Source organism: Mesorhizobium sp. M1A.F.Ca.IN.020.03.2.1, assembly GCF_004023205.1.
GTDB lineage: Bacteria > Pseudomonadota > Alphaproteobacteria > Rhizobiales > Rhizobiaceae > Mesorhizobium.
In genome coordinates this window covers 1-11,783 of sequence record NZ_RZSV01000049.1, presented here as the reverse complement: position 1 = coordinate 11,783, position 11,783 = coordinate 1, and the positions used below count along the sequence as shown (strand labels likewise).

12 protein-coding genes are annotated in these 11,783 nt (G+C 62.9%); 7 read left to right on the top strand and 5 right to left on the bottom strand.

Features of this window, described 5'->3' with window-relative positions:
* Nucleotides 1-74: 74 nt before the first annotated feature.
* On the top strand, nt 75-347 hold the full coding sequence (gene hupB / locus EOA79_RS10730; RefSeq protein WP_027166452.1) for a DNA-binding protein HupB: 273 nt from the start codon (nt 75-77) through the stop codon (nt 345-347).
* Nucleotides 348-430: 83 nt separating this feature from the next.
* On the opposite strand, the gene EOA79_RS10725 is transcribed toward hupB, so the two are convergent.
* Nucleotides 431-1,453: an aldo/keto reductase gene (locus tag EOA79_RS10725; protein ID WP_095802240.1), complete on the bottom strand. Its 1,023-nt coding sequence runs from the start codon at nt 1,451-1,453 to the stop codon at nt 431-433.
* 188 nt (nt 1,454-1,641) lie between these two features.
* Here EOA79_RS10725 and EOA79_RS10720 point away from each other — a divergent pair, with 188 nt between their 5' ends.
* Both EOA79_RS10720 and EOA79_RS10715 read left to right on the top strand, forming a co-directional pair.
* On the top strand, nt 1,642-2,208 hold the full coding sequence (locus tag EOA79_RS10720) for an SIS domain-containing protein (protein ID WP_067328228.1): 567 nt from the start codon (nt 1,642-1,644) through the stop codon (nt 2,206-2,208).
* A gap of 4 nt (nt 2,209-2,212) precedes the next feature.
* A complete protein-coding gene (locus EOA79_RS10715) occupies nt 2,213-2,956 on the top strand; it encodes a creatininase family protein (RefSeq protein WP_067328230.1) in 744 nt (247 codons plus the stop codon).
* Nucleotides 2,957-2,995: 39 nt separating this feature from the next.
* Here EOA79_RS10715 and EOA79_RS10710 read toward each other — a convergent pair whose 3' ends face one another.
* From EOA79_RS10710 to EOA79_RS10700, 3 genes are all read right to left on the bottom strand, one after another.
* Complete coding sequence (locus EOA79_RS10710; protein ID WP_067328232.1) at nt 2,996-3,913, bottom strand: carbohydrate ABC transporter permease; 918 nt, start codon at nt 3,911-3,913, stop codon at nt 2,996-2,998.
* A gap of 8 nt (nt 3,914-3,921) precedes the next feature.
* Nucleotides 3,922-5,043 carry a sugar ABC transporter permease gene (locus EOA79_RS10705; protein ID WP_095802242.1) on the bottom strand — a complete coding sequence of 374 codons (1,122 nt, stop codon included), beginning with the start codon at nt 5,041-5,043 and terminating at the stop codon, nt 3,922-3,924.
* A 152-nt stretch (nt 5,044-5,195) separates the two neighbouring features.
* Nucleotides 5,196-6,860: a sugar ABC transporter substrate-binding protein gene (locus tag EOA79_RS10700; protein WP_095829953.1), complete on the bottom strand. Its 1,665-nt coding sequence runs from the start codon at nt 6,858-6,860 to the stop codon at nt 5,196-5,198.
* Between the two features lie 279 nt (nt 6,861-7,139).
* On the opposite strand from EOA79_RS10700, the gene ugpC reads away from it, so the two are divergent.
* From ugpC to EOA79_RS10680, 4 genes are all read left to right on the top strand, one after another.
* A complete protein-coding gene (ugpC, locus tag EOA79_RS10695; RefSeq protein WP_067328236.1) occupies nt 7,140-8,198 on the top strand; it encodes a sn-glycerol-3-phosphate ABC transporter ATP-binding protein UgpC in 1,059 nt (352 codons plus the stop codon).
* Nucleotides 8,199-8,222: 24 nt separating this feature from the next.
* Nucleotides 8,223-8,675, top strand: coding sequence for an RbsD/FucU family protein (locus EOA79_RS10690; protein WP_095825238.1), 453 nt, complete (start codon nt 8,223-8,225; stop codon nt 8,673-8,675).
* A 4-nt stretch (nt 8,676-8,679) separates the two neighbouring features.
* A complete protein-coding gene (gene rbsK, locus EOA79_RS10685) occupies nt 8,680-9,609 on the top strand; it encodes a ribokinase (protein ID WP_095825239.1) in 930 nt (309 codons plus the stop codon).
* A gap of 294 nt (nt 9,610-9,903) precedes the next feature.
* Entirely contained in the window at nt 9,904-10,155 is a 252-nt protein-coding gene (locus EOA79_RS10680; RefSeq protein ID WP_245322422.1) for a hypothetical protein, read from the top strand.
* A gap of 451 nt (nt 10,156-10,606) precedes the next feature.
* Here EOA79_RS10680 and EOA79_RS10675 read toward each other — a convergent pair.
* Nucleotides 10,607-11,783: FAD-binding oxidoreductase (locus EOA79_RS10675; RefSeq protein WP_164893844.1), on the bottom strand; the 1,177-nt coding region annotated here is incomplete at its 5' end.

The window sequence follows — 11,783 nt, the reverse complement described above, 5'->3', positions numbered from 1 at the left end:
GGAACGCTTCTTTCTAAAGTCCGTTTCCTGCCGGATGAGTCGTAGTTCCGGTTTTCTCATGGAAGGGAATTTTTATGAACAAGAACGAACTGGTGTCCGCCGTCGCCGACTCCGCAAGCATTTCGAAGGCTGATGCGCAGTCCGCCGTCGATGCGGTGTTCTCTGTGATCACTGGCGAACTGAAGAAGGGCGGCGATGTCCGGCTTGTCGGCTTCGGAAATTTCACCGTGTCAAAACGTGCTGCTTCGACCGGCCGCAACCCGCAGACCGGCGCGGAAGTGAAGATTCCGGCGCGCACCGTGCCGAAGTTCTCGGCCGGCAAGGGCCTCAAGGACGCGGTCAACTAAGACCTTTTCTTTTTAAGATCAGATGAGCCGGGCTTGCCCGGCTCTTCCTTTTTGTGACCCGCGGCAGGGGCACATGTGTGGCATCAGCCGGTAGGCGCGTCGGCGCGCATCAGGCCTTCTTGCTTGAGATCCGCCCACAAGGCTGCCGGGATCTTGACGTCGAGCAGCGCACGGTTGCTTTCGACTTCGGCCGGCCGTTGGCCGCCGGGTATTACCGACATGACGGAAGGGTGCCGCAGCGGGAACTGCAACGCCGCCTCGATCAGACGCACGCCATGGCGCTTGCAGACCGCCTCGATGCGTGCCACGCGATCGAGCACGTCTTTTGGCGCCTCTGTGTAGTTGTAGAAGGCGCCGGGCTTCGGCCCTGTCGCCAGGATGCCGGAATTGTAGGGCCCGCCAAGAACGATGCCGATGCCGCGCTTCTCGCAGAGCGGCAGGAAGCTCGCAAGCGCATCCTGCTCGAGCAGCGTGTAGCGGCCGGCGAGCAGAAAGAGGTCGAAATCGCCGCGCTCGGCGAGCGTCTGGCAAACCTGCCACTCGTTGATACCGCCTCCGAAGGCCTTGATCACGCCCTGGTCACGCAGCGCGAGCAGCGCGTAATAGCCCGAAGACATGAACTCCTCGATGCGCCGGTCGGAAGCCTCCTTGCTGCCATGGGTGAAGATGTCGACATCGTGCACATAAAGGATGTCGATGCGGTCGACGCCGAGACGCTCCAGCGAGGCCTCGAAGGAACGCATCACGCCGTCGTAACTGTAATCGTAAACTTCCCGGCGCGAGGGCGTCTCGAAGAACTTGCCGATGCCGGTTCGCTGGTCGGGCGCAGAGACGCGCATGAGGCGGCCGACCTTGCTCGACAGCACATAGTCGTCGCGTTTCTTGCCGCGCAGGAAGGGGTTGAGCCGGGTTTCGGAAAGGCCAAGGCCATAGAGCGGAGCGGTGTCGAAATAGCGGCAGCCGGTTTTCCATGCCGCCTCCAGCGTGGCATTGGCATCCTCGTCCGAGACGGCGCGGTAGAGATTGCCGAGCGGCGCGGTGCCGAAACCAAGCTCGGTGAAGGTGATGCCGCCATTGCCGATGCGGTCGAAATGCCGTGTCTTCATATCCGCACGATGTCCTGGATTGATTTGTCTGACATGACACTATCACGCCGGTGGCACAGCAAAAGCGCCGAGGCTCGTTGGACACGAATTTTCGCGGTGATAGCATGAACGAAAACAAGCGTTTCGCGCCGAACGCGACCGCAAAGCCGCATGCCTATCAAGACATCGGCAGACAGGATTAGGCAGCCATGACGCAAGCCGGATCGGAGTTGTTTGCGACAGCGCTGGGCGAGCTCGGCGCCGTGTTGGGGCGCATCGATGACGGTCGGGTTGACGCCGCCTGCGCAATGCTCGCCGGCGCTGGCAAGATCGTCGTCTATGGCTGCGGCCGCGAAGCGCTGCAGGTCAAGGGTTTCGCAATGCGGCTCTTCCATCTCGGCCTGCCGGTTTCGGTGGTCGGCGATATGACCACGCCGCCACTCGGCCAGGGCGATGTATTCCTGGCGAGTTCCGGACCGGGCGAGACCGCGACCGTTCTCACCTTGATGCGCGTGGCCAGGGCGGCCGGCACCAAGGTGGTGTTGCTCACGGCCGAACCGGCGGGCAGCGCGGCAAAGCTTTCGGACTTCACGCTGCTCGTTCCGGCCCAGACCATGGCGAGCGACCAAGGCGCCGCCAGAAGCTCGGTGCTGCCGATGGGCTCGCTGTTCGAGGCAGCGCTTTTCCTGTTGTTCGAGGTGATGGTGCTGAAACTCGAGGCGCTCACCGGCGCAACGCCGGAGACGATGCGCGCCCGGCACACCAACATGGAGTAGGGGCATGCGCTACGAACTGATGCTGCCGCACCAGATCCGCAAGGCGATCGAGGAGAACTGGCCGGTCGCGCTGCCGCTCGGCGTGCTCGAATACCATGGCGAGCACATGGCGGTCGGCATGGACACGCTGGCCGTCATCAAGACGCTCGAGCTTATCGAGAAGGAGCGGGACATCGTCATCCTGCCGCCCTTCTATTATGGCGCGGCGAGTTATGCCGTGGCGCCGCCGGAAGGCAGCGGCTCGGTGCAGGTCGGCGGTCCGGTGCTGGCGCCCTTTGCGGAGGAATTGTTCTACGGCCTGCTGCGCATCGGCTTCCGCAACATCCACGCCATCATCCATCACCAGACCGAGAATTTCGTTGCCGGCATGCCGACCGATCTCGCCTTCAAGACCGCCGGCCGGCAGGCAATTTTCCGCTTCCTGGAGAAGGAACGCGGCGAGGGCTGGTGGGGCTCGGACACGATGGTCGATTACTATGCCGGCCATGCCCAGGGCGAGAACGTCTTCAACTGGGTGCAGGTGCACCCGCTGATGCCGGCCACAATGACCGGCAAATATCCGTTCGACCATGCCGGCATCGGCGAGACATCGCTGATGCAGGCGCTATGTCCCGAAGCGGTGGATGCCGGTCATTTCGCGGACAATACCGGCTGGTACACAAAAGGCGCATCGGATGCGTCGGCCGAGCTGGGCCGGAAGGGTGTGGCGATGATCCTCGAGCATTTGCGGGCGATATTGCGGGTCTAGCTCAACTTCTCCCCACAAGAAGGGGGAAGGGCACGGCGCCTACTTCACCGAACCGGCCGTCATGCCCATGATCAGATAGCGTTCGAGCGCGATGCCGATGATCGCCAGCGGCGTGATGGCTGCCGTCGCCAGGGCTGCCATCGACCACCAGTTGATACCTTGCGAGCCGGTCTGGCTCGCCACCATCACGGGGATGGTCTTGGCATCCGTCGACGTCAGAAGGGCGGCGAAGAAATATTCGTTCCAGCAGAGCACCATCGCCAGGATGAAGGCGGCGACCATGCCGGGGAGCGCGATCGGCATGACAATGCGGAAGAAGGCGCCCCAGATCGACAGGCCGTCGACGAGTGCCGCCTCCTCGAGCTCGACGGGAATGGAGTTGAACTGGTCGCGCATGATCCAGATGACGATCGGCAGCACCATCAGCGTGTAGAGGAGCACAAGGCCGATGCGGGTGTCGAGCAGGGCCACTTCGCGGTAAAGCACCAGGAAGGGCAGCGCCAGCACCACGGGCGGCAGGATCAGCTGCGAGAGGAAGAAGAAGGAGATATCCTCGTTCTTGAACCAGGCGAACTTGTAGCGGTAACGCGTCAGGCCATAGGCGGCCAGGCTGCCGATAATGATGGCGAGGCTCGACGCGCCGACAGAGGTAATGACCGAGTTCATGAAGCGTTTCAGGAACTCGTCGCGCACCGTCGAGGTCTGGACGATCGAATCCGGCGACAGGCCGAGTGAGCGCCAGCCCTTCCAGTCTGGCTGGAAGTCGACGAAGGGGATGAGGTGCCCCTGCGTGACATCGACCGCCGACTTGAACGAAGTGGTGATCGTCCAATAGATCGGGAACAGGCAGACGAAGGACCAGAACACCAGGGCGCCATAGATGAAGACGCGGCTGGCGAGGAAGGCCGCCGGGGAGCGGATTTCGGAAACGGTATATTCGGTGGTCTGGACGCTCATATGGACGCTCAGTTGACGTTGCGCACGAAGCGACTGGCGAGCTTCAGCAGCCAGGTGACAAACACGACGATGATGATCAGATAGACCATGGCGAGCATGGTGCCGTAGCCGACATTCGAACGGTCGCGATATTCGCGGTAGATGAAGCTCGAAACGGAATCGGTCGCGCCGCCGGGCCCGCCGGACGTCACCGTAATGATGATGTCGGCGAGCTTCAGCTTGAAGATGATGCGCAGGATCACCGCCGTCACGGACACGGGCAGCATCAGCGGGAAGGTAACCTGCCAGAAGGTCTGCCATGTCGTCGCGCCGTCGACGCGCGCCGCCTCGATCACCTCACGCGACATGGCCTGCAGGCCGGCGAGCAGCATGATCATCATGAACGGAATGAAGGTCCAGGCGTCGAGCACCATGATCGAGATGCGCGCGATGATCGGGTCGGAGAAGAAGGCGGGATTGTCCCAGCCGAGATGGCGCGCCAGCGTCGATGCCGGTCCGAACCGGTATTCCATCAGCGACTTGCCAACCATCCAGGAGACCGCCACCGGCGACAGCATGAGCGGCAGCAGGAAGACCACACGGAAGAATTTTCTGGCGCGGATCTGCGCGTTGAGCAGCAGCGCCAGTCCGAACGCGATGACATATTCGACCAGCACCGCCAGCACATAGAGGACCATGTTGAAGAGCGCGTTGCGGTAGTAGGGGTCGGCCAGCATCTGCCAGAAATTGTCGAGACCGTTGAACCTGCGGCCAGCGAAGGAGCTGAGGTTCCAGTCGGTCAGCGCGATATAGAAGCCGAACAGCGTCGGGAAGATCACCATGGCGACGGTGAAGAGCAGCGCCGGCAGCAGGAACAGCGCGCGCTGGCCGTCCTCGCCGCGCGTCAGCACTTGCCAGGCGCCGAGCGCCACGCCCCACAGCACATAGGCGTAGACCACCGGACGCCAGGTATAGAAGCCGATCGTGTCGACCTCAGTCTTGTAAAGGATCTGCATGACGATCGTCGCCAGCAGCACGAGCGTCGCGGCGATCATCAGGGCCCAGCCGAGGCGCTTGCGGCCGGGAGGGATCAGATCGGCCGCTGCGGAGTTAGCCGGCCATGCATTGGCGGTTGAAGTCTGCTCAGCCACGCCTCTCGCCTCTACCTTGCTTTGATGCAATTCCGGAGGAAAACCGCTTCACGCTTTTCCTGGAATTGCTGGAAGTCCAAATGACCGGCCATTGCCGGTCAACATGCGGCCCGGCGACGAGGTCGCCGGGCCGCGACTTCTCACGGGACAGCCTACATGCCGAGCGAGGCTTTGTAGAGCTTGATTTGGTTCTCGCGGCCGATCTGGTCGGTCAGCTTCTCCCAGGCGGCGGCGATGGCATCCGCACCTTCCTGCGCCTTCATCTTGCCGGCGAAGGTGTTGGCCAGGATGTCCTCGGCGGCGCTGTAGTACTGGAAGATGCCGGGGATGCGCGGCTCGATCGCGGCGTTCGGATGGTTGTAGGAGTCGCCCTCCGACTTCAGATAGGAGGTGATGAAGGCCTCGTCATAGCCGGCCGCCACCCATTCCGGAATGTTGAAATGGGAGTTGCGGTAGGGCTGGAAGCCGGAAGGATAGGCCGCGCACCACAGCGACAGATCCTTGCCGCCGAGATGGGCCGCCGCCGACCACGCCGCCTTCTTCTTCTTCTCGTCGCTGTCGACGCGGGCCATGACATAGACGCCCCAGCCGAGATAGGCGCAGTTCGGCGCATAGTTCGGGCCGCTGGCCAGCTTGTCCCACTTGCCGGTCTTCGAATTGTAGACGTCGTCCGAGCCCGGCAGGATCGAGAAGCCGGTGACGTCGCCGATGACCGAGGAGTCGTTGGTCTTGACGTTGGAGCCGATATCGCCCCACCACGGGATCATCGAGCCAGTGCCGGCCAGGAACTGCTGGAAGCCGGTGGTGTTCGGATCGGCGTTGATCTGATCCGGCGGCTCCGAGGGCAGGGCGTCGATGACGTCCTGGATGGCCCGCACCCAAGCCGGGTTGTTGATGCGCGGCTTCATCGTATCCGGATCGAACAGCCAGGCCTTGTCGTCGGGGTGCTTGGCATAGGCAGAGGCGCGGCTGCCGAGGAAGTAGAAACCGAAGCCGCCCCAGGGCTTGGGCGCGTCGAGATAGCCATAGACGTCCTGGCCCTTGAACTGCTTGCCCTTGAGGAACTTGGTGACGGCCTGCACTTCCTGCCAAGTCTTGGGCACGCCCCATTCGGTCGTCGCGCCGCTCTCCTTCCAGGCCTTGGCGAGGTCGGGATCGGAGAATACGTCGGTGCGGTAGTTGAAGTTGTGCGTATCGCCGTCGATGGTCACGCGATACTGCTTGCCGTCCCAGGTGCCGACCGGCGGCTTGAGGTAGTTGACGAGATCGTCCATGTCGATCTGCTTCTTGACCCAGTCGGGCATCTCCGAGGTGAGGCCCTTGCCGCAGACGTCGCCCTCGAAGGGCGCACCCATCTCGATGATGTCGAAGTCGACGGTTTTGGTCGCGATCGACTGTTGCAGACGGGCGTTGTAGTCGGCCTGGGCGAGGTCGATCCAGCTGATCTTGGCGCCGGTATAGGCCTCCCACGGCTTCAGGAAGCCGCGGAACAGCACGTTGTGCAGGTTCTGGTTGTTGAGGCCCATGAAGGTGAGCTCGACACCGGCGAACTCGCCTTGCTTGACGTTGGCCTTGGTCGCATCCAGGCAGAGCTCACCGACTTTCTGGAAGTCGGCGTCCGTCGGCTGGCCTTTGCCGACGCCGGGTATCTGCAGGATTTTCGCGCGCAGGTCGTCGGCGGCAGCCGCCGGCCTGGTCAGCGCGCCAAGCCCCGTGCCGGACGCCGCTGCGAGCGCCGCCATGCTGGCCGCGCCCTTCAGCAAATCGCGGCGGGTCGCCCCGGCACGCACCAGTTTTTCGTAAAGATCGACTCTCATCTCAAGGTTCCTCCCAGAACTTCAGTCGTGAATTGATTCTGCCAATCTCTCGGACGTCGAAACGTCTGCAGTTCTCCTATACCATAGGGCAGCGTGGGACCCCACCCTGCGTCGCCTGGAGATCCGATTTTCGGGACAAGGACCGGCATTCGGATTGGCACTCGTCACTATTCGCGTAATCGATTACCTTGTCAACAAGATTGGCTTTTTATCTATAAGATACCGACTTGCCCTTGCCGTTGGCAATGGCTAGCTTCACCGAAAAAGATAGGGGAGACAATGGCTCAAGTCGCGATCGCCAATGTGGCCAAGGCTTTCGGAACCGTCAAGGTTCTACACGAGGTCAGCGTCGACATCGCCGACGGCCAATTCGTCGTCCTGGTCGGCCCTTCGGGCTGCGGCAAGTCCACGCTTTTGCGAATGGTGGCGGGGCTGGAAACGGTTTCCGGCGGAACGATTTCGATCGGCGACCGCATCGTCAACAACCTGCCGCCGGCCAAGCGCGACATCGCCATGGTGTTCCAGAACTACGCGCTCTATCCGCATAAGACGGTGGAGCAGAACATGGCTTTCGCGCTGAAGCTGCGCGGCACCGATCCGGCCATCGTCGCCGAGCGGGTGAAGCGTGCGGCCGACATCCTCGACCTCAATCCCTATCTCAAGCGCTATCCGCGCCAGCTTTCCGGCGGCCAGCGCCAGCGCGTCGCCATGGGCCGCGCGATCGTGCGCAACCCGCAGGTGTTTCTGTTCGACGAGCCGCTCTCAAACCTCGATGCCAAGCTGCGCGTGCAGATGCGCACCGAGATCAAGGAACTGCATCAGCGGCTGAAGACCACCACCATCTACGTCACACACGACCAGATCGAGGCCATGACCATGGCCGACAAGATCGTGGTGATGCGCGACGGCCGCATCGAGCAGATCGGCGCGCCGCTGCAACTGTTCGACCGGCCGGCCAACCTGTTCGTCGCGGGCTTCATCGGCTCGCCGGCGATGAACCTGCTCAAGGGCACGGTGAAGAAGGGTGAAAGGTCCGAGGTCGACATAGCAGGCTCGGCCTTTCCGATGCCTGCCAGCATCGCCGCGGCGGACGGCCAGGCCGTCGTCTATGGCGTCCGTCCCGAGCATCTGGAGATCCATCCCGACGGTGTGGCGTCCACGATTTCGGTGGTCGAGCCGACCGGCTCGGAAACGCTGGTGTTCGTGCGCTTCGGCGAGGGCGAGATGGTGGCGCTGTTCCGCGAGCGTCACGACTTCAAGCCTGGCGATACGCTGAAGCTCAGGCCGCGGCTCGACCATGTCCATCTCTTCGACGCAGGGACCGGCAAGCGTCTCTGACCGCAAACACACATCGAGGAAACCATGCTCAAAGGGATCAATCCGCTGCTCAACGCCGACGTGCTCCAGGCACTGCGGGCGATGGGGCACGGCGACGACCTGATCATCGCCGACACCAATTTCCCATCCGACTCCGTCGCCAAGCAGACGGTGCTCGGCAAGCTGCTGCGCATCGATGCACCGGCGGCTGGAGTCGTGAAGGCGGTGCTGTCGCTCTATCCGCTGGACAGCTTCGTCAACGACGCGGCCGCGCGTATGGAGATCGTCGGCAAGCCGAACGAGATCCCGCCGGTGCAGAAGGAGGTGCAGCAGGAAATCGACGCGGCCGAGGGCAAACCCTGGCCGATGATCTCGATCGAGCGCTACGCCTTCTACGAGCGGGCGAAGAAGGCGTATTGCGTCATCCAGACTGGTGAGCGCCGCTTCTATGGCTGCTTTGCCTTCCGCAAGGGCGTCATTCCGCCGGATGCGGAGTAAGGAGATGTCCGCCAGCAAGCCAGTCGTCATCCTGGGTGTCTTCGTCGCCGACACCGCCTATCGCGCCGACCGCCAGCCGCGCATGGGCGAGACGATCCTCGGCAATTCGTTCAAGCTCGGACCCGGCGGCAAGGGCTCGAACCAGGCGGTCGCAGCCGGCAAACTCGGCGCCGACATCACCTTTCTTACCCGGCTCGGCATCGATGCCTTCGCCGACATGGCCAAGCAGACGTGGAAGGATGCGGGCGTCAAAAGCGCGGTCATCGACACGCCTGACAGCTACACCGGGGCGGCTTACATCTTTGTCGAGGAGGGCAGCGGCAACAACGCCATCATCGTCAGCCCGGGTGCTGCGATGCTGATCTCGTCCGCCGACATCGAGGCGCATGCCGACCTGATCCGCTCGGCGGGCGTCTTTGTCACCCAGCTCGAGCAGCCGATCGACGCGGCGCTGAAAGCCTTGCAAATCGCGCGCGGGGCAGGGGTGACTACCATTCTTAACCCGGCGCCGGCCGCCACCCTACCGGACAGCATCTACGCGCTTTGCGACTACGTCACGCCCAACGAGTCCGAGGCCGAGGGGCTGACCGGCATCGCCGTCTCTTCGGTCGATGATGCCCGCCGCGCCGCCGACAGCCTGCTGGCAAAGGGCGTCGGCGCCGTCATCGTGACGCTTGGCGAGAAGGGCGCGCTGCTGCACACCAGGGAGCGATCCGATCACGTCGGCGCCGTCAGTGCCGGCCCTGTAATCGAAACCACGGGGGCGGGCGACGCCTTCAATGGCGGACTGGCGGCGGCGCTTGCCAAGGGCGTCGAGCCGCTGGAGGCGGTGCGCTTCGCCTGTACCGTCGCAGGCATTTCGGTGACCCGGCCGGGCACCGCGCCTTCCATGCCGACGCTCCAGGAGGTCGAGGCGCTGCTGGCGCGGGGTTGAAGCCGCCAAATCTCGCGTGGCGTTTCAGCGGCGCTAGCCGGTCATCGGCCTGACCACAACTCACAGAAGTTGGTCTCTCACGGCCCCCAGGGTTGCATATTAGCCACGGTTAATATTAATCGGCGCCAACGCCTTGCATCAACGGCATAGGTGTCCCGTAATGGGCCACCGTGTCTGGCATCGCAATTGCACTGTCAGCAATGCCGGGGTGGACCGTGCCTCGGTAGCCGGGGGGCTATTTTGGGGGGCGCGCCGCTCCGCGATGGAGCGGCGGCGCTTTAAGGGTCGAGGGTAATGGCGATGTATTTTCCGCAATTTCTGGTGGGCATGTTCGCGACGTCGTTCACCGTCGCAATCTGGGTCGGGTTGCAAACCGGCTCCGCCTGGAAGGCGCTCGGCTGCGCTATGCTTGCAATGATCATTCTCCAGATTGGATATGCCGGACTGGTCATGCGGCTCATCTACAAGCGGGGATCGCAAGGCACTGGAGCTGACTTTATATCGGCAAATGCGGCGCCACCGGTGCAGCGAGCGCGTCCACACTAGAGGGCTCACCCTCCCGAGCGAGTGCAGACCGTAAACCCTTGGCGACGACCAAACCGTCCCGCCCTTCTCGTGGAACTGCGCGACCGGGCAGCAGTTCGAGCCGACAAGGCTTTCAAGACCTGGGTTTTCGGAAACGTAAAGCCGTTGCGATTACGTGCCATGGCTTGATGACCGGGGCCGGCCAAGGCTGGCTCAACCCGCCAAACGCGCCTGCGGAACGCAAGCAGTGCCAGCGCGTTCACCGTCTTGACCAGCACAGGCAGCCTGGTTTCCCGGAACGGTGAGATGAAAAACCCCTATAAAAAGCCCACGCTTGTAAAGCGCGAGAAGCTCACCGCCCGAACCGCGCAGATTGTCGCCTCCGGTGTGATATTGGGCGAGTGAACAGGGGCGCCGAAGCGCAGCTGAAGAATTTTGCTGCTCACTGCAGGCTGGCCGGTCGGTGACTGCTCTAGAGGGCCGGGCCCGGCCGAATGGCGCTTCCGTCAGAAAAGCGCGACAGGCGAAAGCGGGTGAGATCGTGCCCGATCTGGTTTCCCTGGATCATGTCGGCGACGACGCGGCCGATTCCGGGTCCGATACCGAAGCCGTGACCGCTCATGCCGGTTGCGACAACGAGGCCAGCTATCGCCTGCACTTTGTCCACTATAGGAACGACATCCGGCATCGCGTCGATCATGCCAGCCCAGCTTGCCTTTAGGCGCACCGCGTCGAGCTGTGGGAACAGGCGCCTGAAATTGCGCTCGATGGAACGCAGACCAGAACGTTCGGGAGCCGGATTTAGCACCCGCATTCTTTCGAAAGGACTTTGCGAATCCGGCCCCCAGTGCCGCGGCGTCGACCAGCCATCCGGGTAGCCCGCCGGCGCAGCCGGCGAATAGCGAGAGCCGAAAGGATTGGTCATAAGCGCGGGAAGGTATTTCCTCGCATGCCGGAATGCGTCCGGGCCAAGGTGGAGCAAATGACTGCCTCCGGCAGCGAGCGTGTATCCGCCATCCTGACGGCGTCTGAAAGCAATATGCTCTCCTGCCGCGGCTCCTGCATAGACTTCAGGCATCGGCTCGGTTGCCGCGACGGTCGACCTTACACTGAGCTGGGGAATGGAAACGCCATGTCTTCTCAGGAACAGGGAAGACCACGCACCGCTGGCGAGCAGAACGCCCGACGTCTCGATGTGACCCGCCTCTGTCCACACACCGCTGATCCTCCCGGCCGAGATTTCCAGGGCTCGCGCCGCGCAATTCTCCACAATCTTGACGCCCCTGCGGGCGGCAAGCCGGGCGAGTGCCGGCACGGCCAGCCAAGGCTCCGCCCGCATGTCGGAAGGCGTTGTCATCGCGCCCTTGAAACTGCGCGACATGCCTTTGATGAGACCGGCGGTTTCGCGTGCGTTCAGCAGGCGCGTGTCGATCTCATGGACGGCAGCGATCGTCATGAATTTTTCGAAGCGGGCCATTTCGCGGTCGGAGCTTGCCAGGTAAGTCACGCCGGTCTGCTTCAAGCCGATGTCTTCGCCGCATTCCTCGGCCAGCTGCCGCCAATGACGCGACGCCTCGATCACGATCGGCAGTTCGTCCGCATCGCGTCCCTGTTTGCGGATCCATCCCCAATTGCGGGAGGACTGTTCG